This window comes from Micromonospora sp. NPDC052213, from assembly GCF_040679695.1.
Lineage (GTDB): Bacteria > Actinomycetota > Actinomycetes > Mycobacteriales > Micromonosporaceae > Micromonospora.
The window spans coordinates 1-26,722 of sequence record NZ_JBFAVI010000068.1; the positions used below are offsets into that span (position 1 = coordinate 1).

Here is a 26,722-nt window from a genome sequence, read left to right on the forward strand (position 1 = left end):
GCCCCGCCCCGGGCCCGCCCCCGCGCCCGGCCCGGGTCAGAGCCGGCCGAGGATCTTCTGCATCGTGTCGATCTCGGCCTGCTGGGTGGTGACGATCTGCTGGGCCAGGGCCTTGGCCTCCGCGTTCACGCCCCGGGCCAGCTCGTCCCGGGCCATGGTGACGGCGCCCTCGTGGTGAGCGATCATCATGGTCAGGAACTGCCGGTCGAACTCCCGCCCGGAGGCCGCCGCCAGCTTCTTCATGTCGGCGTCGGACATCATGCCGGGCATGCCGTGTTCCATGTGCGGCGTCTCGGCGCCGGGCGACGGCACCGGCCGCCCCCACGCCGACAACCAGCCGCTCATGGTGGCGATCTCGGGCGCCTGGGCGGCCTTGATCTCCCCGGCGAGCCGCTTGACCTCCGGGTCCGCCGCCCGCGTGGCGGCCAGCTCCGCCATCTCCACCGCCTGCCGGTGGTGCGGAATCATCATCTGGGCGAACATCGCGTCGGCGTCGCCGAAGGCGGCCGCGCCGGACGCCGTGGCCGCCGGCCCGCTGGTGGCGGGCGTGCCGTGCCCCGCGCCCGGGGACGAGTGCCCGTCGCCGCCGCCGCAGGCGGTCAGGACCAGGGCGGCGGTGACGGTGGCGCCGGCCAGGGCGGCACGGCGCGCAATGGTACGAGTGGTCACGTTTGGGCCTTTCGGTGTCAAAACGTACGCAGCAGGACGGGGGACGCGGACCGGCTGACCGGGCCGCGCCGGGGCGTCCTATCTGCGCAGCACCGAGACCGTGGCGAGCCGCAGGCCGACCGGCCGGGACGGCGGGGCGCGGGGCGACCGGGCCGGCCCGCCCGTCCCCTGGCCCGCCAGGCCGGCGGCCTGTAGGCCGGCCAGCAGCAGCACGGCGAGCAGCAGCGGGGCGGCGAGCGCGCCCAGCACCGCCAGGCACACGCCCCACCAGGGCAGCTCGCCGCCCGCCCCGCCGGACGGGAGGAACCGCTCGTGCGGGCAGTCGCCCGCGCAGCCCACGACGCCGGACAGCGCCGCCGGGACGACGTACGCGATGGCGGGGTCCTGACCGAGCGGCGCGGCGGTGTCGTGGCGGGGCGGCGCGGCGGGGTCCTGACGGAGCGGCGCAACGGTGTCGTGCCGGGGCGGCGCCTGCGAAGCGTCGTGCGCACCGGCCGCGGCAACGGCGTGCGCGGAGACCTCGGCGGGATGGCCCACGGCGTGCGAGCCGTGGCCGAGGGTGTGCATCGCGGCCAGGCCGAACAGCGTGCCGACGAGCAGCAGCAGCCGGGCCCATCGCCCCGCCGTCACCGTCGCCGCCGCCCGCACACCGACCACGGTAGCCCCCGGGGCCGGTGCGTCCGGGGGCGACCGGCGCACCCGACGGCGAATCCGCCCCGGACGAGACCGCCAGGTCGGCCACCACGGGACGGTCGACCGGCGGCGCCCGGACGGTGACCGGGTTGCCGGACGGGACGGCCCGCGGCCGACACCAGCCCTCACGACCTGCGGCCGGATGTCGGGATGGCTACCATTCGGCCGGTGGCCCTCCGCACTCCGCGCCGTCCGCACCGCCGCCCCGACCGGGCGACGGTGTCGAGCGACCGCGACCGGCCGGGCCGGGCCGTCGCGGCGCGTGACCGGCCCGCCACGCCAGGGCGATCCGCCGCGGCGGTCACCCGGGCACGCCGAACCGGCCGGCCCGCCGGCACGTACCCCGCCCTGGATTCGTTGGGAGACACTCGATGGGCGCCGACCACACCCGTCCCGCACCGTCCGCCCCGCCGGGGGTGCGGCGGATCCTCGTCGCGACGGTGGTGCCCCTGTTCGTCGCCACCCTGATCGCGGCCCTGCTGCTCTGGCCGTGGGACGCACCGGACGCCGCGCCCGGCACCGATCCGCCCCGCCACCACGGCACGGTGACCCGGGTGGTGACGGAGCCGTGCCCGCCCACCCCCGAGGCGCCGGAGGGCGCCGCGGAGGGCCCCTGCGGCACCGTGACCGTGCGCGTCGACGACGGCCCCGACGCCGGCCAGCAGGTGGAGACGCCCGTACCGGCAGGGCCGGGGGCGCCGACGGTCGCGGTCGGCGACGAGATCGTCCTGGTCCAGCTCACCGATCCCGCCGACCCCTCGGCGAGCGCCTACAACATCGCCGAGCACCAGCGCGGCAAGCCGCTGCTCTGGCTGGTGGTGCTGTTCGCCGCCGCGATCGTCGCGTTCGGGCGGTGGCGGGGGCTCGCGGCGCTGGCCGGCCTGGCGGCGAGCTTCGCCATCCTGCTGACCTTCGTGCTGCCCGGCATCAGCGCCGGCAGCCCACCGCTGCTGGTCGCGGTCGTCGGCGCGGCACTGATCATGTTCGTGGTGCTCTACCTGACGCACGGGGTGACCGCGCAGACCTCGGTCGCCGTGCTCGGCACGCTGGGCAGCCTGGTGCTGACGGGCGTACTCGGCACGATCGCCACCGCGGCGACCCACCTGACCGGGTTCGGCAGCGAGGACGCCACCACGCTGTCGATGTTCCAGGCCGACGTCGACCTGCACGGCCTGCTGCTCGCCGGGATCATCATCGGCTCGCTCGGCGTGCTCGACGACGTCACCGTGACGCAGGCCGCGACGGTCACCGAGCTGGCGCACGCCAACCCGGGGCTGTCCCGGATGCAGCTGTACCGGGCGGCGACCCGGGTCGGCCGCGCGCACATCGCCTCGACGGTGAACACCATCGTGCTGGCGTACGCCGGGGCCTCGCTGCCGGTGCTGCTTTTGCTGACCGCCGACTCCCGGGCGGTGAGCCAGATCCTGACCAGCGAGTTCCTGGCCCAGGAGATCGTCCGCAGCGCGGTCGCCACCCTGGGCCTGATCGCCGCCGTGCCGCTGACCACCGGGCTCGCGGCCGTGGTGACCACGGCCGGCCGGCGCGGCGGCGAGTCAGCCGACCGCGGCGCACCCCCGACCCCGCCGGCTCCCCGGCCGGCGGCCGACCGCTCCGAGGCGCTGGAGGCCCTCAGCGGGCCGCGCGCCGGAAACGCCCCCTCCGCCGCCCCCGCCGGGTGGCCCGACCGCGACGGGAGCACGGACACCGCATGGTGAAACTCCTCAGCGTGACCGATCAGGACGTCCCGCCTGATAAACGCGTCACTGGTCACCCTCCGCCGCTACGAAATAACGCATTTAGTCGGCTTAGGGACGTAGATCCCCGGCAGGGCTCTCGGGTAACCTCGCTGCCGGTCACCGCCGAAGGCGCGCAGCGGCGCCTGCGGTGCCGCCGCCCAATCGCCGCCAGGCGAGCCGGGGACCCAGGTACGTGGGGTGAATCCGCGACAGCGGTAGGGGCCACTTCCGCCCCGAACCCGTCAGCTAACCCGGTCGGCGGTCGACGGAAGGGAAAAATGTGACGGCACCCCTACGCCGCTGGTTGACCCCTGTGGTGGCCGTGATCGCCGCCCTGGCCGTCTTCGCCGGGCCCCTCCAGGCGGCGGCCGCACCCACCCCGCCGCCCCAGCCCTCCGGCCACGGGGACGACGAGCCCAAGCTGCTCAACGACCTGATCGAGGCGCGGAACCGCAACTACGTCCAGGCCAAGGCGAAGCTCGCGAAGTCGAAGAAGCGCCAACTGGAACTGGCCCTGGAGGTCGACCGGGCGCAGGCCGACCTGGCAGCGCTGGCCCCGCAGGTGAGCCAGATCGCCGCCCAGTCCTACCGGACCGGGCGGATCGGCGCGGTGTCGATGCTGCTGGACACCGCCAGCCCCGACTCGTTCGTCAAGCGCGCCGCCGCCCTCGACGAGCTGAACCTGGTCAACTCCAAGAAGCTCGCCGAGGTGAACGCGGTCAAGAACCGCGCCGAGCAGGCCAAGCTGGCGCTCGACGCCGAGGTTCGCGAGCAGACGAAGCTGACCAACGAGATGGCCCGCGGCAAGCGCGAGGCGGAGAAGGCGCTCGCACTGGTCGGCGGCAGGGGCCTGACCAGCGGCAAGGTGGTCGCCACCTCGCCGGTGGCCCGGATGGCACCGGGTCGTACTGCCGACGGCGACTGGAAGCCCCTGTCCTGCACCGAGAACGACCCCACCACCTCCGGCTGCATCACCGCGCGCACGCTGCACATGTACAAGGAGGTCAAGCGGGCCGGCTTCAACCGCTTCGTCGGCTGTTACCGCTCCGGCGGGCCGTACGAGCATCCGAAGGGCCGGGCCTGCGACTGGTCGCTGCAGCGGAGCGGCTTCGCCCCCTGGCACAACGACGACACCTACATGTACGGCAACAACCTGACCGCGTTCCTGGTCCGCAACGCCGACCGGCTCGGCATCTACTACGTGATCTGGAACCGGCAGATCTGGTTCCCGGCGACCGGCTGGAAGTCCTACAGCGGCCCGTCGAACCATACGGACCACGTGCACGTGTCGCTGCTCTGACGGCAGCCAACGACAGGGCCGCCCCGCAGTCGCGGGGCGGCCCTGTCGGCGTCTGTCGCCGTGTCGGCGTCCACGGCCGGTGGTCGCCCGTGCCCTGCCGGCGTCTGTGGCCCTCGTCGCCGGGCGTCTGTAGCCCTCGTCGGCGGCGCTTGTGGCCCTCGTGAGCGGGCGTCGGGCGGCCGGGCCGGGGCGGGCGAGCGCGGGAACCGGTCAGGCGAGGGCGGCGCTGGCGGCCGGCTGTGCCCCGTCGACCGCGCCCGGCCCGGTGGGCGCGGCGGCGACCCTCCGCGCCTCGCCGGGCACGGCGGTGACCGCCCGCGCCTCGCCGGCGGCCAGCCGGTACGACATGCCCACGACGGCGCAGCGCCCGGCGGCCACCTCGGCGGCGAGCACGGCCGACCTGTCCAGCATCGCCTCGACGGTCTGCGCGATGTGGATGTCGACGATCCGGTCGATGTCGTCCACGCCCTCGGCGGCGGCGCGGCGCAGGCTGGGCACCACGGCGTCCACCACGGCGCACAGGTGCCCGGCCGGGGGCGTGCCGGTGGTGTCCGCCGCGCGGGCCGCCTGGACGGCCCCGCAGGAGTCGTGCCCGAGGACCACCACCAGCGGCGTGCGCAGGACCGTCACGGCGTACTCGACGCTGCCCAGCACCTCGGGGCCGACCGTGTGCCCGGCGGTGCGCACCACGAAGAGGTCGCCGAGGCCGCGGTCGAAGATGATCTCCGCAGCGAGCCGGGAGTCGGAGCAGCCGACGATCACCGCGAACGGGTGCTGCCCGTCCGCGACCGCGGCACGATGCCCGGCGTCCTGGTTGGGGTGGCGTGGGGTGCCGGTGACGAACCGGCGGTTGCCGGCCTGCAACTCGGCGAACGCCTGCTCCGGGTCGCCGGGAGTGGGGAGGGCGTCCCGCACGGCGGTCGAGCCCCCCGGTGCCGGCTCCGACGGATTCCACTCCGGGCCCGGCTGCGCGCCGGGAGATCCGGGACGACTCATCTCCCTCACCTCGCCCCTCACGTGAACGACCTGGTCATCCCGGCCGACGCTGGACGCGGGCAGTCCCCACGGTCACACGCACTCGAAGGTACGTCAAGGGATGCGTGATATGCATTTCATATGTTCGCGCCCGGCTGCGGACGTCGGGCGGGCCTCCCGCACGAGGGCGCGGCGGAAACCCGAAAGGCGCGCCATACGATGACGACATGGCGACGACAGGGGAGAACGGGAGCACCCGGAACTGGACGTTCCTCACGAACCACGGGCACGTGCTGCTCGCCATCGCCCGCAACCCCACCGCCCGGCTGCGCGACGTCGCGGACGAGGTGGGCGTCACCGAACGGGCCGCCCAGGCGATCGTCGCCGACCTGGAGGCCGGCGGCTACCTGAACCGCACCCGGGTGGGCCGGCGCAACGAGTACACGATCAACCCTGCCGGGCGGTTCCGGCACCCCGCCGAGGCCGACCGGCAGGTGGGTGACCTGCTCGCCCTCTTCACCGACAAGACGCCCGAGAGCGCCGACCGCCCCTGACGCCGGAGGCGGCGGCCACCGCCGCCGACGCGCGACGGTAATCTCACCGCGTGCGCGAGAGTTTCCGACCGGGCGGGACCGAGCCGGCCCGCCGTCCTGGGCGCGGCGCCCGCGCCGTCCTCTGTGGAGCAGCCGCGGTCCTGCTCGGCACCGCCGTCGTCGCCCCGTCGCCCGCCGCAGCGGCAGTCCCCCGCTGCGGCCCTGCCGGCGACGCCGCTCCCGCCGAGAAACCGTGGCCGATGCACCGGCTCGAACCGGAGTCGGCCTGGCGGCTCTCCCGGGGCGCCGGCGTCACCGTCGCGGTCATCGACTCCGGCGTCTCGGCCAGCCACCCCGTCCTGCAGGGCCAGGTCAAGGTGGGCCGGGACTTCAACGGCCTGTCGCAGCAGCAGGGCCGCTGCGACGAGGCCGGGCACGGCACGATCATCGCCGGCATCATCGCCGGGCGGGATGACACCGGCGGGCCGTTCACCGGCATCGCGCCGCAGGCCAAGATCCTTCCGGTACGCGTCCTGCTGGACACCAAGATCACCCGCGACGAGGGCCTGCCCGGGCAGATCGCCGAGGCGATCGAGTACGCGGTGCAGAACGGCGCCGACGTGATCAACCTGTCGCTGACGACCCTGGACACGGAGCGACTCAAGTCGGCCGTCAACTACGCCCTCGACCAGGGCGTCGTGGTGGTGGCCGCCGCCGGCAACCGGCAGGAGAACCAGCAGGACCGTGCCAAGTTTCCGGCCGCGTACGACGGCGTGATCGCGGTCGCCGGGGTGGACGAGCAGGGCGGGCACGTGGGCAGCTCGGTGGCCGGGGACTACGTCTCCATCGCGGCGCCCGGGCTGAACATCCTCGGTCCCGCACCCGGCGGCACGGGCTACCTGTTCCTGCCGCAGGGCGGCACCAGCTTCGCCGCCGCGTACGTCTCCGGGGTGGCCGCGCTGGTCCGGGCCGCCCACCCGAACCTCACTCCGGCCCAGGTAAAGGATCGGCTGATCCGGACGGCCGACAGCCCGCCGGAGGGACGGAACGCCGAGGTCGGCCACGGCGTGGTGAACCCGTACCGGGCGGTGGCGAGCCTGCTCGGCACCCGTAGCGACCCGCCGGCCGGCGCGATGCCGCCGCCGCCCCCCACCACGGACCCGCTTGCCTGGCAGGGCACCGTCGCGGTGTGGGTCGCCGCCGTCGGCGCGCTCCTCGCCACGCTGCTGCTGGCCGTCAAGCCGATCCTGATCCGCGGCCGGCGCCGGGGCTGGCGCCCGGGCCGCCGCCCGGCCGGGCCCGACACCGCCTCCACCGCCTGACGCCGACGCACCCGACGGGCGGAAACGGGGAACGGGCGGAGTACGGCCCGGCCACGGCGGAGACGGCCCACGTCGCCGGTCGACGGCGCGGAGGCTGTCGGACAGCGCCGAGCGCCGCCCACCACGTCAGGTGGACGGCGCTCGGCAGGACGATGTCAGCGCAGGATGCCGGGCGTGCCGCCGCCGTCCGCGCCCCAGACGTCCTCGTCCTCCTCCAGCCAGGTGTTGCGGGGAAGCTCCTCCTCGCCGTAGCCGGCACCGCCGGCGCCACCCATCCCGGCGATGCCGGCACCGCGTACGCCGACGCCCTTGGCACCCGCGCGACCGCCGCCACGGCCGGCGTTGCCGGCCGCGCCGCCGCCCATCATCGGCCCCATGCCGCCCGCGCCGAGCTTGCCGGCGCCGAGCTTGCCGCCCCGGCCGCCGCCGCCCCTGTTGGCGCCGGCCGCGCCACCGCCCATCATGGGCATCATGTTGGGGGTCACCGGGCGGCCGAGCGAGCCGCCGCCCGGGATCGGGCCGCCGCCGCCCAACCCACCACCGCCGCCGCCCAGGCCACCGGAGCCGAGACCCGAGGTCCCCGGCAGCCCGCCGCCGCCGAGGCCCGGCGTGCTCGGGGCGGCACCGGCCAGACCGCTGCCGTAGTCGTCGGGGAGGCTGTCGGTGCTCGGCGTGTAGCCGCCGCTCGGGTCGTAGCCGCCACCGGTGAGGTCGGGGTGGGTGGTGGAGCCGATCCCCGTGTTCCCCGTGCCGGGCATGTCGGCCGAGTTGAGCGACGGCGTGCCGCCCATGCCCGGCATGCCGCCGGTGGAGGGCATCCCGCCCATGCCCGGCACCTTGCCGGTGCTGCCGGCGCCGGGGCCACCGCCGAGGTTCGGGGTCTCCACCTCCGGCGACTGGCTGATGCTCGGGGTGGTCTGGCCGGGCGTGCCGGAGTCGATCGTCGTGTACTCGCCGCTGACCTGGTTGTAGACCTTGGCCGCTTCCTCGGACTTGTCGTTGATCCAGTCCGCGAGCGAGGTGAGCGGGTCGAGCAGGCCGAGGAAGTCGGGCTTGACCTTCATCTCGAAGAAGCCGGTGCTGATCACGAGGCGGCCGTTGCGCGCCTCCAGCACGTCGTTGACGCAGCTCGCGGGGATGGGGAACTCGGCCTGCGCGGCGCTCAGCTTGTCGGCCGCGTCATTGAGCGACCGTACGATGCCGTTCTGGCTCTCGGCGTCCTCGACGATCCGGCCCGCGTTCTTCGCGATCTGCTCGACGTGGGTCTTGAAGGAGTCGTACGCCGGCCCCTTCCACACCTCACCCAGATCCTTGACGTTCTTCTCCAGGCTCTCCTTGACGGAGTTCAGGTTCTTCAGCAGTTGGTCCCAGCCCAGCGCGGCACTGGCGACGTCGCCCGGCCGGCCCGCGATCACGACCTGCTGGCACATCTCTTCCCAGCTCGGCATCCTGTCACCCTCCCCGTTCAGCCGTTGGATCCGCTGGTGGAGGCTTCGCTGAAGGCGCGCTCCATCTCGGCCGCGGACATGGCGTTGGCCTTCTCCGCCGTCTCGTAGTTCTCCTTGACCTCACGCAGCGCGTTCGCCGCCTTGTAGAGATCCTGGGCGAGCGTGCGGACGTTCTGCTGCGTGCTGGTGAACAGGCTGGAGTGCTTGCGGGCAAGGTCCCCGGCCCGGTCGAAGCCGCCGAGCGGGCTCGATCCACCGCCACCCACGGCATTCACGCCGGCGCCGCCGGTGGTGCCGCCCATCTTGTCCTGGATCTCGACCATGGTGTACGACTGCTTGTTCAGGAAGGAGGCGTGCGACTCGAGCCACTCGATGGCACTGTCCAGGCTGGACGCGTCCCACTCGGTGTTGTCGCCGCTCTCGCCCGCCCCCGGCACCAAGCCGGAGGGCGTCTGCGCCCGGTTGACGTTGTCCATCGTGATGCCGCTGATGTGCACGGTGGGTGCCAGCGGGGTGATGGGCATGTAGGGGGTGTCCACCCGGATCTCGTCCGGCTGCTCCGTCCTGTCCACCCGTGGGCTCGTCCGGTCTTCCGTCATCGGTTCCTCCCCGTCGCCGACTGACAATCTGGCTTACTGCTGGTGCCCGCCGGGAGCCGGCGGAGGTGGCGGTGCCGTCGGCGCGGCGCCCGGCGGCGACCAGGCGCCCGCCTGGGGTGCCGGAGGCACGCCGTACGGGTGGGGCCCGCCGGGCGGCGTCGGGCCGTACCCGGGCGGGGGGCCCGCCTGGGTCGGCATCCCCGTCGACACGCCGCCGGACGGCGGATACCCCGGCGGGCCGACCTGCGGGTTGGCGGGTGGCATCCCCGGTGCGCCGCCGGGCGGCGGGTAGCCTGGGGGTGGCGGGTAACCGGGCGGGCCCGACTGTGGACCGCCGGGCGGCGCGAACCCGGGCGGGCCGGCGGGCGTCGGCTTCCGCCGGGACCGGCGCACCAGCACGATCACGAGGATCAGCAGGGCGAGGGGAACAGCCAGGCAGAGCCCCGCCTGGATGAGCGCACCGGTGCCCTTCTTCATGCTGATCGACACGGCCGGCCCGTCGTCCTCCGCCGGGTCGGCCGCGCCCGCGGAGGGGCCGGCACCGGTCGCGGCGCCGGCGAGCAGCGGGTGCGCGTCCACCGCCGGCACGGAACGGGTCAACGCGGCGAGCGGGTCGACCGCGCCGAAGCCGTACTGGCTGTCGCGGCCGGCCGGGCCCTTGTCGCGGGCGGTGCGGATCAGCCGGTTCACCACGTTGGCCGCGTCGAGGTCCGGGAACTTCGCGCGGACCAGCGCCGCCACACCGGACGTGATGGCGGCGGCGTCGCTGGTGCCGCTGCCGAGGCCGTAGCCGTTGGGCGAGACCGACTTCGGCCGGGGGGAGATGATGTCCTCCATCGGCGCGGCGAGCACGGCCGCCTGGCCGGTGACGCTCTCCGCGAAGAACCCACCACTCTTCGCCAGACCGGTCACGGCGATGACGCCGGGGATGTTCGCCGGGCTGGTGACGGTGCGGTCGTTCTGCTTGGTGTTGCCCGCGGAGGCGACCAGGACCACGTCCTTGTCCAGGGCGTACCGGACGGCCGCACTCAGATCGGACGGCGCCGCCACACCAGTCCCGACGGACAGGTTGATCACGTCAGCCCCGGCATCGGCCGCCCACCGGATGCCATCCGCGATGTCCCCCGAGTCGAAGGGCCTGCCGAGGGCAACGGGCAGGATCCGGGCCTCCGGCGCGATGCCGAGGTGCCGCATCGCGCCGCCACCCGCGCGCGAGGCGATGATGCCCGACATCGACGTGCCGTGGGCCTTCTCCTTGTCGTCGTCCCGCCGGCCGTCGGAAGCGGTCGCGGAGCCCACACCCTTGCCCGGAAGGATCTGGCCGCGCAGGTCGGGGAGGCTCGCGTCGACGCCGCTGTCGACGACCGCGACGGTGACGCCCTTACCCTTGGTGATCTTGTGGGCCTGCGGGATCTTCAGCGTGTCCAGGTACCACTGGAGGCTGCGCACGGTGTTGGCGTGTGCCGGATCGGGCGCGACCAGCGGGCCGGTCCCGGCGCCGACGGCCAACGCCACCGCTGCGACGGCCACCCTGAGCAACGGCCGCGAAGGCTTCCCCGTACGCATGACTCCCCCAGGACCTATCGGCGCACAACGCGTCGCGGCTCCGGCCCGGTCGAACCGGACCGGAGCCGCGTCGGCGTTTGTGTCAGTTCCACGCCTTGGCGTTGCTCATCTCGGTGCTGACGTAGTTCTCGCGGGCGATGCCCACCGCGCCACCGATCTCGTTCAGGATCTTGTTGATGTCCCGAACGGCGGCGTCCCACTGCGCCTGGTGCTGCTCGTACGCGGCACGGTCCTCACCGTCCCACTGGAGCTTCGACAGCATCGAACGCAGCGTGTCCAGCTTCTCGTCGATGGTCCGCGAGATGGCCTGCATCTGCTGGTTGCTGCTCTCGAGGACCGCGTAGTCGACCTTGATGCTCATGAGTTCCTCCCCTGCTCGTCTCGGCGGATCACGGGTTGAGTGCAGAGTGGAACTTGTCCAGCATCTGCTGCTGCTCTTCGTCGTTGACCTGGTGCGTCGTACCCGACTTGTCGAGCAGGTCGGCGATGTTGTCCATCGCCGTCAGCAGCTTGGCCGTGTCCTCGTTCCAGCGCACCATCAGCGACTGGAAGCCAGTGGACGCCTGTCCCTTCCAGGCGATGGCCAGGTCGTCGACCACGTTCCACAGCTTCTTCAGCTCGCCGTCGACCTCGCTGCGCGTGGACCGCACGTCACTCGCGGCGGTATGTAGAGTCGCTGCTTCGACCTCGAACGCCATGCTTCACACCCTTCCGTCATCTTGTGGCGGCGCAAGTGCCGCGCCCCTCCCCCGCGGCAAGGCAAATCACCCCACCGACGGACACTCCTGCGGAAGACCGTAGCGGACGTCGTCCAGTCCGCGCAGCCCTCCCCCGGGCGGCACCGACGGCCGCCCGGAAACCCGTTCCCCTTACGAGGAACGGAAGTACGAGCGGACGTGCAGCACCAGGCCCACCACGAACATGACGGCCAGCATCGATGCCAGCGCCCACTGCGTCGCGTCGTCCGCCAGGGTGCCGAGCGCGACCGCGAACGCAGCCACCCCGCTGAGCAGGACGATCTCCATCGCGCGCCTGGCAATCCGCGAACGGGACATCTGCGCGACCAGCCCGAGGACGAGGAACACCGGGATGGTCGCCAACGCGTACACGAACAAGCCTGTCTGCCACACGGTGCCACCCACCTTCCGGCCTGACACTCAGGCCGTGTAGAACCCCGAATCCTGCACCCAGTCGATCTTGATGTCCTTGATGTCGGGGTCGGGCCCCGTCGCGAAGCCCGGCTTGGACTCGGCGGTGAACTGGTGCACGTCGGCGCCGCGGAACGAGCTCGTGATGGTGGAGAACAACGACCCGATGTCCTGGAAGACGAGTGCGATGATGGCCAGGCTGGCGGTGAGGCCCGCCACTCCGATCGCGTTCGCCAGCGGAACGGTCGCCGGGAACGCCTGGAGGGCCACGGCCGCGATGACCGCGATCAGGATCGTCCACAGCACCTGGCACAGCGCGTCGATCACGGCGTTGTAGTGCTCCTGGATGCCCTGCAACGCGTCCTTGTTGGCGGTCAGCGCCGTGGCGAGCGCCGCGACCTCCATGTTGAGCTGCTGCACGAACTTGTCGAACGCCTCGCGGTCCTCGAAGTTCCACTCCTTGTCGGACGGCGGCACGCTCTCCATCGCCTTGCCGAACTGGTCGCCGCCGAGATAGGCGGCCGCTTCCTCCCAGTTCTTGACGGCCTTGGAGATCTCTTCGTTGTCGAAGGACTCCAGGTGGATGAGGGCGGCGATGACCACACCCGCACCGACCAACCAGACCCAGTTGGCCCGCGCGGCTCCGGCCAGCGTACGGACCGGCGCGGTCTGCGCGGCGACGCTGTGCGTCCCCACCACCGAGCCCGAGGAATTGGCGATCAGGATCTCCGGCATCAGCGCCTCCCTGCGTCCTGTGCCCGCGCGATCACTTGACCACCCAGGGCTGGTCCGACTTCTCCCAGTTGCTTGCGGTCTTCTCGAGGTTTTCGGCGGCCTTCTGGAGGTGCTCGACGCCCTTGCTCAGGTTGTCGACGTGCTCGTCGATCACCGCGTTGTGCCTGTTCACGGCACCGATGCCCAGGATGGTCATGGACAGGCTGGAGAGCTTGACCTCGTCCAGCTTCTCCTTCGCGTTCCGCAGGAAGGCCTTCGGGCCGTCCTCCGCGGCGAGCTTCTTCGCGGCACCCTTGATCGCACCGACATCGACCGTGTTCGCCACTGTTCTCCCCCTTCGTCGTCAGCCGCGCAGCCGGCGCAGTGGGTCGTTGATGTCCACCCCGAAGTGGCGGAACCACTCCTCCGGAGTGACCTTCCCCGCCTCGGCCCGCCGGACCAGGTCCGCGCCGCCGACCATCTCCTCCACCAGCTCGCGCTGCCGCTCGGCGTGCGCGGCGTAGGCGGCGTCGATCGCGGCCTGGAGCGACTCGGCCAGGCCGAAGCTGTCCAGCCGCATGGCGCGGGGGTTGAGCTGGATGTCGCCGACCTTCATGTCGCCGTCGACGGTGACCTGGACCAGGCCGTCCGGGCTCTCCCCGGTGACCCGCAGCTCGGCGCGCTGCTGCTGGAAGTCCGCCAGCCGACGCTGCTGCTCCTGCGCCTGCCGCAGGAGCCCCTCGAGACCGGCCGCTCCCGCGCCGCCGGGCATCCACGATGTACTCAACACGGTCCTCTCGTCGGCTGCGACGCTCGTGCCGCAGGCTACCGGATGCGATCACCCCCGGCCGACCCCGAAGCCGGCCGGCTCGTCAGATGGGCTCGGACCAGGCGGTCTGGATGAGCTGCTGGCCGTCCCGACGGCGCACCAGGGTGCCCCGGCCCGGCGGCTGGGGGCTCGGCCGCAACGTGCCGAAGACCGCGCCCTCCTCCCGGTTGCCGGACATCAGCAGGCCAGGCTGGTCCAGCTCGCGCAGGCGCTGCAGGACCGGCTCGTAGAGGGCCCGGGCGATGCCACCCACGCGTCGGGTGATGATCAGGTGCAGGCCGATGTCGCGGGCCTGGGGCAGCAGCTCGTGCAGGGCGCTGAGCGGGTTGTTGCCGCCCGAGGCGACCAGGTCGTAGTCGTCGACCAGGACGTAGAGGTCCGGCCCCTTCCACCAGCTCCGGTCGCGCAGCTGCGCGGTGGTGACGTCCGGGCCGGGCAGCCGGTTGGACAGCGCGCTGCGGATCGAGCCGAGCCCCTGCGCGAACACCTGGTTCGAGGGCGCGTAGTCGAGCAGGTGGTCCCCCTCGACGGCGCCGAGCAGGCCACGCCGGTAGTCGGCGATGACCAGCCGGGCCTGCGCCGGCGTGTACCGCTCGGTGATGCCCCGCGCGATGAGCCGCAGCACGTTGGTCTTGCCGCACTCGGCGTCGCCGAAGACCGTCAGGTGCGGCTCGTTGACGAGGTCGAGGTAGACCGGGGCCAGCGCCGACTCGTTGACGCCGATGGGCAGGCCCGGCGCCGACCGGTCGACGACCCGGGCCAGCTCGCTGACGGCCAGCTTGCGCGGCAGCAGCCGCACCCTCGGGGCCGGCCGGCCGGGCCAGGCCGACGCGACCTGCTTGGACAGGGCGACGGACGCCTCGGTCAGGTCGTCGATGTCGCGGCGCCCGTCGATCCGGGAGATGGCGGTGAGGAAGTGCAGCTTGTCGCGGGTCAGACCGCGACCGGGTGACCCGGTCGGGACGTTCGCCGCCGCCCGCCGGTCGATCTCCGACTCGTTCGGGTCACCGAGGCGCAGCTCCAGCTTCGTGCCGAGCAGGTCCCGCATGTTGATCCGGATCTCCGCCCACCGCACGGCCGTCAGCACCACGTGCACGCCGAAGCCCAGGCCCCGGTTGGCGAGGGTCGTGATGGTCTGCTCCAGCTCCTCGTACTCCTGGCGCAGCGTGTTCCAGCCGTCGACGACGAGGAAGACGTCGCCGAACGGGTCGTCGGCGAACTCGCCGGCCGCCCGGCGGCGGCGGTAGCTGGCCACCGAGTCGATGCCGTGCTGGGCGAACCGGGCCTCACGGTCGTCGAGGACGGCCACCACCTCGGCCACGGTGCGGCGCACCGCCTCGGTGTCCCGCCGGCCGGCCACGCCGGCCATGTGCGGCAGCGCGTCCAGGCTGCGCAGCGCGCCACCACCGAAGTCGAGGCAGAAGAACTGCACCTCGCGCGGAGTGTGGGTGAGCGCGAGCGACGCGAGCATGGAGCGCAGCATGGTGCTCTTGCCGCTCAGCGATGCGCCGACGATCACCACGTTGCCGCCGGCGCCGGCGAGGTTCACCAACATCGGGTCACGGCGCTGCTCGTACGGCCGGTCCACGATGCCGATCGGAGCGGCGAGCTGCCCGCGGCCGCGCCACGAGGCGGTGCAGAGGCCGTACTTCGGGTCGGCGGTGAGCGGCGGGAGCAGCTCGCCCAGCCCCGGCGGCTCGGCCAGTGGCGGCAGCCAGACCTGGTGCGCGGGGCGGCCCCGCCCCTTGAGCCGGTCGATCAGCACGTCGAGCATCGCCACGGCCTTGCCCTCGCCGCTCTGCTCCGGCTCGGGCTCGGTCGGCGCCGGCAGGGTCGGGTTCTGCACCGGCACGAAGTCCACCCCGTACCGGACGATCCGGCGCTGCACCATCGCCCGCGACGACGCGACGGCCTGCCCCGGCGCCCGGTACGGCCCGGACACGTACGCGGCCCGGAACCGCAGCATGGTGCTGGTGTCGGTCTTCAGGTAGCCGTGGCCGGGCGCGCTGGGCAGCTCGTACGCGTCGGGCACGCCGAGCACGATCCGGCTCTCCACCGCCGAGAAGGTCCGCAGACCGATCCGGTACGACAGGTGGGTGTCCAGGCCGCGCAGCTTGCCCTCCTCCAGCCGCTGGCTGGCCAGCAGCAGGTGCACGCCGAGCGACCGGCCGAGCCGGCCGATCATCACGAAGAGATCGATGAAGTCGGGCTTGGCGGCGAGCATCTCGCTGAACTCGTCGCAGATGATCAGCAGGCTGGGCATCGGATCCAGCGGTTCGCCGGCCGCCCGGGCCTTCTCGTAGTCGTAGCGGGAGACGTAGTTGCCGGCGGCCCGCAGCACCTCCTGGCGGCGGTTCATCTCGCCGGCCAGCGCGTCCCGCATCCGGTCGACCAGCGGCAGTTCGTCCGCCAGGTTGGTGATCACCGCGCTGGTGTGCGGCAGCGCCTCCAGCGAGGCGAAGGTGGCACCACCCTTGAAGTCCACCAGGACGAAGTTCAGTTCCTCGGAGGAGTGCGTCACGGCCAGCGCGCCGACGATCGTCCGCAGCAGCTCGCTCTTGCCGGAACCGGTCGCGCCGATCACCAGGCCGTGCGGGCCCATGCCCTCGTGCGCGGACTCCTTGAAGTCCAGCTCGACCACGTTGCCGTCGGGCCCGACGCCCAGCGGGATCCGCAGCCGGTCCCGTTGGCTGCGCGGACGCCAGGTCTGCTGCACGTCGACCGCGGCGGCGTCGCCGACACCGAGCAGGTCGGGCAGCTCCATGCTGCGCGCCAGTGGCTCGTCCGAGGTGGTCTGCTGCTGCGAGAGCCGGTACGGGGCGATCTGCCGGGCCAGCCCCTCGGCGGCGGCCTCGTCGAGCCGGTCCGGCGTGCCGAGGCGGGACGAGGACGTGCCGCGCACCAGGTCGAGGGAGGTGCCGTCGCCCACGTCGAGGCAGAGCAGCCAGCGGCCCGCGTCCCGGGGCACGGTGCCGGAGAGGTCGATCACGGTCGCGCCGAGCAGGCCCGGCCCCATGAGCTGGCAGGTCGCCGAGACCTCACCGCCGTCGATCACCACCACGAGGTGCGCCGCGGTGGTCAGCGGCTTCGCCTCGGGGGCGAACCGGGGCCGGCCGGCCAGGTCGCCGGCGAGCGCCTCCTCGGCCTCGGCGAGGCTGGCGAAGACCATCCGGCGGGCGCCCGCCGCGTCCGTCCGGGCGCTGTGGTGGTTGTGCGGCAGCCACTTGACCCAGTCCCAGGACGGCTGCCGGTCCGGGGCGGCCACGATCGCGATGACCAGGTCGTCCGGGGCGTGGAAGGTGGCCAGCTGGCCCAGGGCGGCCCGGGTCAGGTCGAGCACCGGCGCCCGGTCGCCGCGCAGCACCACCCGGCTGAACGCCCGCACCGAGAGCGCGGTCGGCAGGTCCGGCACGGTCGAGTGGGCGCGGACGAAGCGGCGCAGCGCGATGGCGCTCATCGGCTCCAGGTCCTCGACCGGCTTGGTCTCCGGCGGGACGATCTCCACGGCGAGGCGCTGCGGGCCGGTGGCGATCCGGGTCTCGCCGAAGTCGTCCTCGGTGATCCGGCGCTCCCACAGGCGGCGGGAGGCGGCGATCGACCAGAGCGCGTCCGGCTCCGGGTGCCGCCAGGCCATCGCCGCCCGCTGCTGCTCGGCCGCGCGCCGGGTGCGCTTGCGCATCTGCGCCAGGTAGCGCATGTAGTCGCGCCGCTCGGCGTTCAGCTCGGCCTTGTCGTCGTTGCCGTGGCTGAGCGACCCGATCGCCATGCCCAGCATCGAGACGCCGAAGAGGCCGCCGGCGATGTACGTCATCGTGCCGCCGCCCCGGCCCGCGTAGAGGAACGCCATCGCGCCCACGCCGCAGACCATGGGCAGGATCATCAGCAGCTGCCCCATCCCGCGTGGGGTCGGTTCGGGCAGCTCCGGAGGCGATTCCAGCACCACCTCGCCTCGCGGCAGCGCAGGCCCCGGCTGACGCGGGAGCCGGCGGAACACCACCGTGCTCACGGCTGTCTCCTCCCCAGAAGCGGCCCTGATGAAGTTTTGTGCGGGACCGGAGTCGTCGGGTGGGCATCGTACGTGCCCGCCATCGTAGGTAATCTCCCGTGGGCGTCAGGAACCCATGCGTCGGTACCGCCGGCCAGGGGCGATCGTAGAAGAGCGCGAGGAGGCCATGTGGCGACGAAGACGGCGACCGGCGGCCTGAGCCGGATCACCATCGTGGCGCCCCGTACCCGGATGGACCTCGCGCTACCGTCGGACGTACCGCTCGCCGACCTGCTGCCCACCCTGCTGCGCTACGCGGGTGAGGACCTGGCCGACGAGGGCGTCCGGCACGGCGGCTGGAGTCTGGCCCGGCTCGGCGGGCAGCCGCTGGACGGCGGTCGCACCCCGGCCCAGCTCGGCATCCGCGACGGCGAGGTGCTCTACTTCAACCCGCGGTCCGCCGCCGCACCGGAGATCGTCTTCGACGACGTCGTCGACGCGGTGGCCACCGCCACCAACCAGCGCCCGGGCGCGTGGCAGGTCGGCACCACCCGGTCCTTCGCGGTGCTGTTCGCCGCGGCGGCGCTCGGCGCCGGCGCGGTGGCGGCGCTCTTCACCGGGCCGCCGCACCTCCCGGGCGCGCTGGCCGCGCTGGTCGTCGCGGTCGCCCTGGTGGTCACCGCCGCCGTGCTGTCCCGGGCCGCCGCCGACAGCGCCACCGGGTCGGTGCTCGGGGTCGTCGGCCTGGCGTACGCGGGCGTCGGCGGCCTGCTGCTGCTCGCCGGCGACCGCCCGTTGACGGAACTGGCCGCCCCGCACGTGCTCCTCGCCGCCACGGCGGTGGTGCTCTGCGCCGCGGTGGCCGCGCTGGCCGTCGGCGACCGGCTCCCGCTGTTCTTCGGCGCGGTCGGGGTCGGCGCCGCCACGGGCATCGGCGCGCTGCTCAGCCTCGTGTTCGAGAAGGTCGACGCGCCGGAAGCCGCCGCGGTCGTCGCGGCGATCGCGTTCGGCGCGGTGCCGGCCCTGCCGATGGCGGCCTACCGGCTGGCCCGGCTGCCCGTCCCGTCCATCCCGACCGGCCCCGACGACCTGAAGTCCGACACCGAGTCGGTGGACGGCCGGCGGGTGCTCCAGCTCAGCGAGCGGGCCGACGAGTTCCTCACCGGCCTGCTCTGGACGGTGTCGCTGCTGGTGCTCGGCGCCCAGGTGATCCTCGCGTTCGACGGCCGGCTCGCCGCGGTGCTGCTCTGCCTCGTGCTGGCCCTGCTGTCGCTGCTGCGCGCGCGGCCGTTCCTCGGCCGGGCCCAGCGCACCCCGGTGCTGTTCGCCGGCACCGCGGGCCTCGGCCTGACCGCCGCGGCCACGTTCGGCAACGGCTCGACGGGCGTACGCCTCGGCCTGGTCCTCGGCGGCCTGGTGCTCGCGGCCGTGGTGAGCCTCATCTACGGGCTCACCGTGGCCGGCAAGCGGATCTCCCCGGTCTGGGGCCGACTGCTCGACATCGTGGAGATCCTGCTGATCATCGCGCTGGTGCCGCTGGCGGTCTGGGTCGTCGGCCTCTACGGCTGGATCGTCAACCTCCGCCCCTGACCCACCTGCAACACCCGCGGAACCAACCTTCTCGTCGGCCCCGCCCCTTCGCCCGGGCGGGTCAGGCGGCCGGGTCGAGGGTGGTGACGACGGTGGCGACCGGGGCGGTGGCGTAGACGCCGGGGCCGTGCTGGCCGTCCACCGGGCGGGTCGGCGCGCCGGCCCGGCGCGCCACCTCCCGCACCGCCTTGACCAGCGCCTCCACGTGGTTGTCCAGCGCCGCCACGCGGAGCAGGGGCGGGGCGACCCGCCCGCCCGGCAGCACCACGGCGGCCAGCGTGTGCGACGGGGCGGACGTCGCCGTGACCGCGTCCACCAGCGGGCCGAACGGTGCGTCGCCCCGGGGCCGCAGCGCCAGGCAGCGTTGCGTCCAGCCGCCGCCGCGCAGCCCGGTCCAGGTCTCCGCCTGCGGGGTCGGTGCCAGGTCCAGCCCGGCTCCCGAGACGACCGCCGCGCGCAGCTCGTCGCGGCCGAGCGGCCGGTGGACGAGCCCGGCCGCGGTCAGCGCCTTGCCCAGCCGCCCGATCCCGGCGGCCAGCGTGCGGTGCACCCCGGGCATCCCGCCGCCCCGGGTGACCGTCTCGACGCGGGCGTCCCGCACGGAGAGCCGCAGCGCCACCCAGACCGTCCGGTGGGCCGCCGGCGGCGCCCCCGGCGCCGGGTACCAGACCAGGGTGTGCGAGACCACCTGGGCCCGGGTGACCGGGCCGGTGAAGTCGGTGAGCACACGCAGCACCCGGTCCACGACACCCGCCTCGACCGAGCCGGCGGGGGCCCCCGCGCGGCCCTGCACCGCCACCGCGGCGAACCAGCCGTGCGCGTCCTGTCCGATGCCGAGCCGGGTGCCCCGGTCAGTGAGTTCTATCACATTCAGCTCGGGGGCCAGCGCCGCCAGCCGTGGATCCGCCGCGCGGCCGGCCGTGACCGTGCTCCTGGCGGCCTCCCGGCGCCGGCCCAGCCGCCGGCGCAGCAGCAGGTCCTCGTACCACCAGCGGCCACCCCGGCGGGCGAAGGCCGCGATCACGACCACCACCGACAGCAACGCCACGGCGCCGGCGAGCCAGGGCGGCCCGCCCAGCGCCGCCCAGACGGCCAGGGCGCAGAGTTCCAGCAGCACGAGCTGGCCCACGGCCACCGGCCCGATGCGACCGCGGCCGCGCCGGTCGGCCGGGATCACCGGCCGCTGGGCGACGCCGGACGGCTGTGGTGCCGGACGACCGGGTGGCGCCTGAACCTGCGTCATCGCTGACAGTCCTCTCTGGACGGCGGAGCGTCCGCCGGATCGGGTCGGGCGCTGGTCCCGGTGACCCGTCGACGGCCCCTTATCGTAGGGAAGCCCGCGACACCGACTCGGACCTGCTCGTCGCGGACCCACCCCCGCCGGAGGTAAGTCATGCGGACCCGCCGCGATCAGGTGCAGGCGTACCGCTTCGTCACCCGCCGGATCGTCTCGGCGCTTTTGTCGGGCGACCCGGAGACCAGCAACCTGCCGATGCGGCGGCTCGGCATGGCGGTCTTCGGCAGCGTGATCGCCGCCGCGGTGGTGCTCGGCGGCGTCGGCGCGTACGGGCAGTTCACGGGCAACACGGCGCCGCTGGAGCCGAACACCCTGGTGATCGAGCGGGAGACCGGGGCGACGTACGTGTTCGTGGACGGGCAACTGCACCCCACGCTCAACTACACCTCGGCCCGTCTGATCATCAACGAGCCGGCACCGCAGGTGCGCACCATGTCCCAGGCCTCGATCCGCGAGCGGCCCCGCGGCCGTACGGTCGGCATCGTCGGCGCCCCGGACGCGCTGCCGGACCGGAAGTCGCTGACCGGCCTGCCCTGGTCCGTGTGCGACGTGCCCGACCCGGCCGACCCCCGCCGCTCCGGCAGCACCCAGGTCGTGATCAACCGTCCGCTCCCGGGCGGGGTGCCGCTCGGCGACCGCGCGGTGCTGGTGGAGGTCGACGGCCAGCGGCACCTGCTCACCGGGAACGCCCGGTTGCAGGTGACGGGCGGCGACTCCGCGCTCGCCGCGCTGCGGATGGCCAACGCGCCCCGCCTCCCGGTGGGCCAGCAACTGCTCAACGCCGTGCCGGCCGGGCCGATCCTGCGCAAGCCCGCCATCGCGGGCGAGGACGAGGCCAGCACCCGGACCGAGCGCCCGGCCAAGGTGGGCCAGGTGTTCCGGGCGGCGGGGCAGCACTACGTGCTCACCCGGGAGGGCCTCAGCGCGATCGGCGAGCTCAGCGCGCTGCTGCTGCTGCGCGACGGCGGCCAGGTCACCGACATCACCCCCGCGCAGGCCGGCAAGCTGCTGACCGACCAGCGGGTGGAGGAGTCGGGGATGCCGCAGGCCCTGCCCGCGCTGCACCAGGTCAGTCCGGGCCGGACGGCGATCTGCGCGACCTACCGGGAGGGGGCCAACGGCGGTCCGCCCACCACCACGCTGGAGGTCTTCGACCGCGCACCGCAGGAACTGGTCGCGGCCGTTCCGGTGCGGCAGACCGGGCGCGACGGCGTGCGTACCGCCGAGGCCGTGCTGCTGCCCGGCGGCAAGGGCGTGCTCGTGCAGGCCACTCCGGGGTCCGGCGAGAGCGGCACGGCCGCCGCCGGGGCCACCGTCTACCTGATCAGCGCCCAGGGGGTCCGCTACCCGCTCGGCATCGGCGCCATGAGCGCGCTCGGCTACGAGGGGTCCAAGCCGCTGGCCGTACCCGCGTCGCTGTTGGCCCTCGTGCCCACCGGGCCGACCCTGTCGCGGGACGACGCGCTCGCCCACTTCTCGCCCGGCACCGCGCCGTCGGCCAGGCCGGCGGCCTCCTCGGGCGGGCCGGCGAAGTCGTCGGGCAGTCCGACGTCGAGCCCGTCTGGCGGGTCGGCGGAGTCGTCCGGGAGGCCGTCGTCGGGCAGGTCCACCGGGCCGTCCGGCGGGCCGTCCGGCGGGCCGTCGTCGGGGGCGCCGGCCTCGCCCGACCCGGCCGCCTCCTCGCCGGGCGCGGGCGACTGAGCCCGGACCCGACGGATCGGTACACCCGGCGGGTCGCCCGACTCGCGCCGGTCGACTAACCTGTGCGTGCCAACGGTTTATCGACGATGACGTACGGGGATGCTGCCATGACGGGGCGCACGACAGTCGACCTGATGTCCCTGGAGGACTTCCAGCAGAAGTTGGCCGACCGGCTGACCGAAGCGGAGAAGGCGTTGCGGAAGCTGCGCACCGAGATGCAGTGCCGGCCGCCGGCGCTGGGCTCGTTCGCCGACGCGACCGAGAACGCCCGTCGCTATTCCGAGATCTACCAGTCCTATGTGGACCAGGTCGATCGGCTGCGCGAGGCGGTGAAGGCGTCCCAGAGCGCGACCGCGACGATCCTGTCCAACTACCGCACCACCGAGGAGCGCAACGCGGCCAACGCCGCCGACATCGAGGCCGCGCTGGCCGGGGTCGACGACGCGCTGACGCGGGAGGGGGAGCCGCGTGTCTGAGTACACCCAGCGCTACCAGCACGTCAGCCACCAGCAGCTCTACGACGGCGTGATGGCCGGCCAGCCGGGCCAGATCGACGGCATCGCCGCACAGTGGACGTCCCTCAAGGGCATCCTCGACGGGCTCGTCAAGGAGCTCGACGGCGACCTCGACAAGCTGGCCAACACGTGGACGGGTTCGGCCTCGCAGGAGTTCCAGCGCCGGCTCGCCCTGGTCAGCGACTACGCCGGCAAGCTCGGCGAGGGCATGGCCGACGTCAGCCGGGGGCTGACGCTGATGGCCGCCGACCTGCGCACCGCCCGCGAGCAGGCGGAGAGCCCGGCCGAGACCGACGACCACGACAAGGCGCTCTCCGGCGCGGCCAAGGGCGCGGTCTTCGGCGTGCCGGGCGTCCTGGTCGGCGGGCTGCTCGGCCACCAGCAGGACAAGGCCGAGCAGGAGAAGGCGCACCAGCGCATGGTCAAGGTGGTGGCCGAGCTGGCCGCCGGCTACGACCTGTCGGCGTACGGTCGCCTGGTCCCGCCGCCCCCGCCGGACCCGGACATCCCCGGCACCACCCAGAACAACTCCGTCACGGTGCCGCGCCTCGGCCCGGGTTCCACCACCCCGACGGCCGCGCCGACCAGCAGCGGCCTCGCGGGGCAGCCGGGCGGCGCCACCATCGCGGCCCCCGACCGGCCGTCCTCCGGGCCGGAGACCGGCTCCGGCCAGGGCTCCCCGGCGCCGGGCGGCAGCGGGCAGCCGGGCACCGGCACGACCGGCGGCGTGCCGGGCGGCGTCGGTGCCGGCACCTCCCTCGCCGGGGCCGCGCTGCTGACCGGCGCGACGGCCGGCACGACCGGCCTGACCGGGCCGGGCGGCACCGCGGCGGCCTCGGCCAACCCCGGCCTGAACTTCGGCCCCCAGGGCGGCACGCCGGCCGGCGGTCTGGTCGGCACCGGCGCCCTCGCCGGGTCGGGCACCGCGCCGAGCACGGCGGCCCGGCCCGCGGGCGGCACCCCCGTGGCGGAAAACCGAGCGGCCACCGGGATGGGGCGGCGCTTCGACGCCGCGCGTCAGGGCACGGCCGGTGCCGGCAACCAGGCGGCCACCGGGGCGGGACGGCCGGGCGCGGGCCGGGCCGCGAACCGGCCCGGCATCCTGGGTGCCCGCCAGGGGCAGCACGACGACGACGCCGACGGCCGGCTGACCTGGCTGACCGAGGACGACATGGTCTGGCGGGACGGCACGGACGCCGCCCCGCCGGTGCTCGGCACCGACGGCTGACAGCACGACGACGGCCCATCCGGCGGGAGGCTTCCCCCGGGTGGACCGTCGCACGTCCGGCGGCCGGCGCTTGCCACCCCGGCCCGGACTGCGCCGCCCCCGGCTTCGACCAGCACCTCCACAGGGGACGGCGTGGCGTCGGTCACCGAACCGGCGTGGCCGCCGCGCTGCGCCGGCCGCTCGCGGGGGATAGGTTGGAAGGGTGCCGTTCGTAGCGCCCGCCGACCCGTTCTGGTCGGTCACGCTGCGCTCCCTGCGCGAGCTGACCCGGCTGGCGGTCGCCGCGCTGGTGCTCGCCGTCGGCCTCGGCGGCGTGACCGCCGCACCGGCACCGCCCGCCCCCGTCCCGGCCGCCGCGAGCGCCCCCGCCGCCGTTGGCGTCCCGGTCGAGCAGCCGCTTCCGGGCCGCGCCCCGGCCGCCGAGCGCGTGGTCGACGCGGCCACCCCGCCGGCCGTCCGCCGGGCCGTCGTCCCGGCCGAGACCAGCGTCGAGGCGATCGTCCGCCGGGACGTTCCGGCCCGCGACCCCGGCCGGGGGGTGCCCGCCCGGCGCGGTCCGCCCACCGCCTGACCCGTCGGCCACCGGGCCTCTCCGAGGCATCGGCCCACCACGGACCGCCCGCGCGCCGCGCGAGGCCCGTCCGGCCGGGCCGCCTCCCGACATCCCGGCCGCCTCGGCGCCCGGACCGCCACCGCGTGGACCGGCACGCCGCTTCCGGCCGCCCCGCCTCGGTACCGGCCCGTCCGACCGTTCCCGCACTCCTGCCGGAACGACCGCCGCCGACGTACGCCCAAGCGTCCACGATGCCCGACTGCCCGTCCGACGGGCACGACCACACGTCGATTTCGCTCGATCGACCGCGAGGTGCTGACCATGCAGACCGTGCTCTCCTCCGTCCTGCTCGATGTGCCGCGGGCCGCCGTGATCTGGCTGAGCCTGCTCGGCGTCGTCGCCGTCACCGTCGCCGGCCTGTTGCTGCGGCCGGGCCGGCTCCGCTTCGACGCGGGGGGCCTGATCCGCCGCGCGGCGATGCCGAGCGAGCTGGAACGGGCCGAGGAGCAGCGCGAACGGTCCCGGTACGCGGAGGAGGTCGCGGTGGCCGCGGAGCGGGCCGCCGCCACCGCCGCCCGCCTACGGGCCGAGTGGCTGACCGCGCAGGAGGCGGTCGAGACGGCCTGGCAGGCGTACGAGGCCGCCGAGGCGGACGTCCGGCGGCTGGCGAGCGCCGAGGCGATGCCCCTGCCGCGTACCGGCCGGACCCCCGCCGAGTACGCCGAGCGCGAGCGCTTCCTGCACCGGGCCGCGCTGGACGCGTACTGGCGCAAGGAGCTGTCGGTGGAGCAGCTCAGCGACGTCTTCGCGCACCGCAACGGGTGGGACCCGCGGCTGCACCCGGTCGAGCAGGAGCTGGTGCTGCGCCGGGCGGTACGGGACAACCTGTTCGCCCGGCAGCAGGCCGCCCGGGAGCGGGAGCAGGCCGCCTGGCGCGCCGCCGAACTCGCCGCCGAGTCGGCCCGCAGCCTGCGGGACGAGGCGTTCGCCGCGGTCAACCGCCAGCCCGAGGAGTCGCCGTCGCTGCTGCCGCTGATCGAGGGGCCGGTGGAGCAGACCCGGGAACTTCCGGCGGTCTCCGGCCGGGAGGTTCCGCCGGTGGCCCGGGGTCGGGCGGCCGTCGCCGCGTACTGACCGGCACGATCGGGCTGGCCGTCGCCGCGTCCTGACCGGCACGACCGGCCGTGGCCGCGTACCGACCGGCCGGCCGACGGATCCGGGCGGAGTTGGCCCGGCTGGGCTAGCGTGGCCGTATGTCCAGGGAGGCGTGGGTCCTCGTCGGTGTCGTGGCGGTCGTCACGCTGGTCGGCGCGGTGCTGCTGGCCGTTCGCGTGATCCGCACCCGCCGGCTGCTCGGCACGCTCGGGGTGAAGGGCAAGGTCGCCTTCTACGGGGCGCTGCTCTACACCGTGCTCCCGATCGACGTGCTGCCCGACCCGATCTACCTCGACGACATGGCCGTGCTGACCGGCGCGCTGATCTACCTCGGTCGGCTGGTCCGGCACCGACGCGCCGGCAGTCCTCCGCTGCCCGGCCGACCGGTCACCGGGCCGGAACCGGACCCGCACCGCCGCCGCGTCCCCTGACCCGGCACGCCCACCGCGAGACAGGGGACGGACATGCCCGACCACCGGTTGACCCCGCAGGACGAGCGGGTCGCCGCGTTCTGCCGGGAACGGCACCTGGCGACGTTGACCACCCTGCGGGCCGACGGCACCCCGCACGTCGTGCCGGTGGGCGTCACCGTCGACGCCGCGGCGGGCCTGGCCCGGGTGATCACCAGCGGCACGTCCCGCAAGGCCCGACACGTCGCCGCCGCCGGCCCCGTGGGCGCCCCGGTGGCCGTCTGCCACGTCGACGGGCGACGGTGGCTCACCATCGAGGGGCGGGCGGTCGTCCGCTCCGACCGGGCCGCCGTGGCCGAGGCCGAGCGCCGGTACGCCGAGCGGTACCGGACACCGCGCCCCAATCCCGACCGGGTCGTCATCGAGATCACCGTGACGCGCCTGTTGGGCAGCCTGTGACGGTCTGACCGGTTCACCGCCGGTTCGCCCGGCCTGCCGGTGTCGGCTGCGGTAGACAGCCGGCCACCGCTGTCCGGGGCACCGCCGGCACGAGCCCGAGGAGCCCGTCGCACGTCGTGGGTGTGACGAGCCGCATCCGTACGCCGGAATCCTGCTGCCCCTGGTGCCGTTGCATCCCATCGTGCCGCCGGACCCCCGGCCCCTGCCCCGGAATGCCCTGTGGAGCAGGGCCGTTGGATCCCTGGTACGCCCGGCCACGGACGCGCTCCGGGCCGTCGAATCCCTCCAGGCGAGCGC

At 74.3% G+C, this 26,722-nt stretch carries 26 protein-coding genes and 1 riboswitch; of the genes, 12 read left to right on the forward strand and 14 right to left on the reverse strand.

What is annotated here, in order from left to right; translation table 11 throughout:
• Positions 1-36 precede the first annotated feature (36 nt).
• Positions 37-669, reverse strand: coding sequence for a DUF305 domain-containing protein (locus AB0L34_RS17965; protein ID WP_363705527.1), 633 nt, complete (start codon positions 667-669; stop codon positions 37-39).
• A gap of 78 nt (positions 670-747) precedes the next feature.
• Positions 748-1,317, reverse strand: a complete 570-nt coding sequence (locus AB0L34_RS17970) for a hypothetical protein (RefSeq protein ID WP_363705528.1) — start codon at positions 1,315-1,317, stop codon at positions 748-750.
• Between the two features lie 416 nt (positions 1,318-1,733).
• Here AB0L34_RS17970 and AB0L34_RS17975 point away from each other — a divergent pair, with 416 nt between their 5' ends.
• Both AB0L34_RS17975 and AB0L34_RS17980 read left to right on the forward strand, forming a co-directional pair.
• The gene (locus tag AB0L34_RS17975) at positions 1,734-3,077 is read left to right on the forward strand and encodes a YibE/F family protein (protein WP_363705529.1); all 1,344 of its coding nucleotides are present in this window, start codon (positions 1,734-1,736) and stop codon (positions 3,075-3,077) included.
• 166 nt (positions 3,078-3,243) lie between these two features.
• Positions 3,244-3,375: riboswitch (cyclic di-AMP (ydaO/yuaA leader) on the forward strand.
• Between the two features lie 3 nt (positions 3,376-3,378).
• Complete coding sequence (locus tag AB0L34_RS17980; protein WP_363705530.1) at positions 3,379-4,398, forward strand: hypothetical protein; 1,020 nt, start codon at positions 3,379-3,381, stop codon at positions 4,396-4,398.
• A gap of 210 nt (positions 4,399-4,608) precedes the next feature.
• On the opposite strand, the gene AB0L34_RS17985 is transcribed toward AB0L34_RS17980, so the two are convergent.
• Positions 4,609-5,394: a carbonic anhydrase gene (locus tag AB0L34_RS17985; RefSeq protein ID WP_363705531.1), complete on the reverse strand. Its 786-nt coding sequence runs from the start codon at positions 5,392-5,394 to the stop codon at positions 4,609-4,611.
• Between the two features lie 206 nt (positions 5,395-5,600).
• Here AB0L34_RS17985 and AB0L34_RS17990 point away from each other — a divergent pair, with 206 nt between their 5' ends.
• Together AB0L34_RS17990 and mycP are read left to right on the forward strand one after the other, a co-directional pair.
• Entirely contained in the window at positions 5,601-5,927 is a 327-nt protein-coding gene (locus AB0L34_RS17990) for a MarR family winged helix-turn-helix transcriptional regulator (RefSeq protein ID WP_357453034.1), read from the forward strand.
• A 50-nt stretch (positions 5,928-5,977) separates the two neighbouring features.
• Positions 5,978-7,228, forward strand: coding sequence for a type VII secretion-associated serine protease mycosin (mycP, locus tag AB0L34_RS17995; protein ID WP_363705532.1), 1,251 nt, complete (start codon positions 5,978-5,980; stop codon positions 7,226-7,228).
• A gap of 155 nt (positions 7,229-7,383) precedes the next feature.
• Here mycP and AB0L34_RS18000 read toward each other — a convergent pair whose 3' ends face one another.
• The 10 genes from AB0L34_RS18000 to eccCa form a co-directional block, all read right to left on the reverse strand.
• Entirely contained in the window at positions 7,384-8,676 is a 1,293-nt protein-coding gene (locus AB0L34_RS18000; RefSeq protein WP_363705533.1) for a hypothetical protein, read from the reverse strand.
• 17 nt (positions 8,677-8,693) lie between these two features.
• On the reverse strand, positions 8,694-9,275 hold the full coding sequence (locus tag AB0L34_RS18005; RefSeq protein WP_357453025.1) for a hypothetical protein: 582 nt from the start codon (positions 9,273-9,275) through the stop codon (positions 8,694-8,696).
• 33 nt (positions 9,276-9,308) lie between these two features.
• Positions 9,309-10,805 carry a S8 family serine peptidase gene (locus tag AB0L34_RS18010; RefSeq protein ID WP_363705534.1) on the reverse strand — a complete coding sequence of 499 codons (1,497 nt, stop codon included), beginning with the start codon at positions 10,803-10,805 and terminating at the stop codon, positions 9,309-9,311.
• Between the two features lie 118 nt (positions 10,806-10,923).
• A complete protein-coding gene (locus AB0L34_RS18015) occupies positions 10,924-11,202 on the reverse strand; it encodes a WXG100 family type VII secretion target (RefSeq protein ID WP_350701645.1) in 279 nt (92 codons plus the stop codon).
• A gap of 28 nt (positions 11,203-11,230) precedes the next feature.
• Positions 11,231-11,539, reverse strand: a complete 309-nt coding sequence (locus tag AB0L34_RS18020; protein ID WP_357453018.1) for a WXG100 family type VII secretion target — start codon at positions 11,537-11,539, stop codon at positions 11,231-11,233.
• A gap of 171 nt (positions 11,540-11,710) precedes the next feature.
• Complete coding sequence (locus tag AB0L34_RS18025) at positions 11,711-11,971, reverse strand: hypothetical protein (protein WP_350701647.1); 261 nt, start codon at positions 11,969-11,971, stop codon at positions 11,711-11,713.
• A gap of 27 nt (positions 11,972-11,998) precedes the next feature.
• A complete protein-coding gene (locus AB0L34_RS18030) occupies positions 11,999-12,724 on the reverse strand; it encodes a hypothetical protein (protein WP_350701649.1) in 726 nt (241 codons plus the stop codon).
• 31 nt (positions 12,725-12,755) lie between these two features.
• The gene (locus AB0L34_RS18035; RefSeq protein WP_363705535.1) at positions 12,756-13,049 is read right to left on the reverse strand and encodes a hypothetical protein; all 294 of its coding nucleotides are present in this window, start codon (positions 13,047-13,049) and stop codon (positions 12,756-12,758) included.
• Positions 13,050-13,067: 18 nt separating this feature from the next.
• Positions 13,068-13,493, reverse strand: coding sequence for a YbaB/EbfC family nucleoid-associated protein (locus tag AB0L34_RS18040; RefSeq protein WP_357453007.1), 426 nt, complete (start codon positions 13,491-13,493; stop codon positions 13,068-13,070).
• Positions 13,494-13,575: 82 nt separating this feature from the next.
• The gene (eccCa, locus tag AB0L34_RS18045; RefSeq protein WP_363705536.1) at positions 13,576-17,538 is read right to left on the reverse strand and encodes a type VII secretion protein EccCa; all 3,963 of its coding nucleotides are present in this window, start codon (positions 17,536-17,538) and stop codon (positions 13,576-13,578) included.
• Between the two features lie 168 nt (positions 17,539-17,706).
• Here eccCa and eccD point away from each other — a divergent pair, with 168 nt between their 5' ends.
• The gene (gene eccD, locus AB0L34_RS18050) at positions 17,707-19,107 is read left to right on the forward strand and encodes a type VII secretion integral membrane protein EccD (protein ID WP_363705537.1); all 1,401 of its coding nucleotides are present in this window, start codon (positions 17,707-17,709) and stop codon (positions 19,105-19,107) included.
• Positions 19,108-19,168: 61 nt separating this feature from the next.
• Here the strand turns inward: eccD and AB0L34_RS18055 are convergent, their stop codons facing one another.
• Entirely contained in the window at positions 19,169-20,350 is a 1,182-nt protein-coding gene (locus tag AB0L34_RS18055) for a type VII secretion protein EccE (RefSeq protein WP_363705538.1), read from the reverse strand.
• A gap of 150 nt (positions 20,351-20,500) precedes the next feature.
• Between AB0L34_RS18055 and eccB the strand changes: the two genes are divergently transcribed.
• The 7 genes from eccB to AB0L34_RS18090 all read left to right on the forward strand — a co-directional run bounded on the left by eccB (position 20,501) and on the right by AB0L34_RS18090 (position 26,425).
• Positions 20,501-22,105 (forward strand): type VII secretion protein EccB, encoded by a 1,605-nt coding sequence (eccB, locus tag AB0L34_RS18060; protein ID WP_363705539.1) that lies wholly within the window; start codon positions 20,501-20,503, stop codon positions 22,103-22,105.
• Positions 22,106-22,212: 107 nt separating this feature from the next.
• Positions 22,213-22,581 carry a hypothetical protein gene (locus tag AB0L34_RS18065; RefSeq protein WP_363705540.1) on the forward strand — a complete coding sequence of 123 codons (369 nt, stop codon included), beginning with the start codon at positions 22,213-22,215 and terminating at the stop codon, positions 22,579-22,581.
• On the forward strand, positions 22,574-23,848 hold the full coding sequence (locus AB0L34_RS18070) for a WXG100 family type VII secretion target (RefSeq protein ID WP_363705541.1): 1,275 nt from the start codon (positions 22,574-22,576) through the stop codon (positions 23,846-23,848). The genes AB0L34_RS18065 and AB0L34_RS18070 overlap by 8 nt, the downstream gene beginning before the upstream one ends.
• A 202-nt stretch (positions 23,849-24,050) precedes the next feature.
• A complete protein-coding gene (locus AB0L34_RS18075; protein WP_363705542.1) occupies positions 24,051-24,419 on the forward strand; it encodes a hypothetical protein in 369 nt (122 codons plus the stop codon).
• Between the two features lie 303 nt (positions 24,420-24,722).
• Positions 24,723-25,535, forward strand: a complete 813-nt coding sequence (locus AB0L34_RS18080; protein ID WP_363705543.1) for a hypothetical protein — start codon at positions 24,723-24,725, stop codon at positions 25,533-25,535.
• Between the two features lie 119 nt (positions 25,536-25,654).
• A complete protein-coding gene (locus tag AB0L34_RS18085; RefSeq protein WP_363705544.1) occupies positions 25,655-25,987 on the forward strand; it encodes a YkvA family protein in 333 nt (110 codons plus the stop codon).
• 33 nt (positions 25,988-26,020) lie between these two features.
• On the forward strand, positions 26,021-26,425 hold the full coding sequence (locus AB0L34_RS18090) for a TIGR03618 family F420-dependent PPOX class oxidoreductase (RefSeq protein WP_363705545.1): 405 nt from the start codon (positions 26,021-26,023) through the stop codon (positions 26,423-26,425).
• The last annotated feature ends 297 nt before the right edge of the window (positions 26,426-26,722 follow it).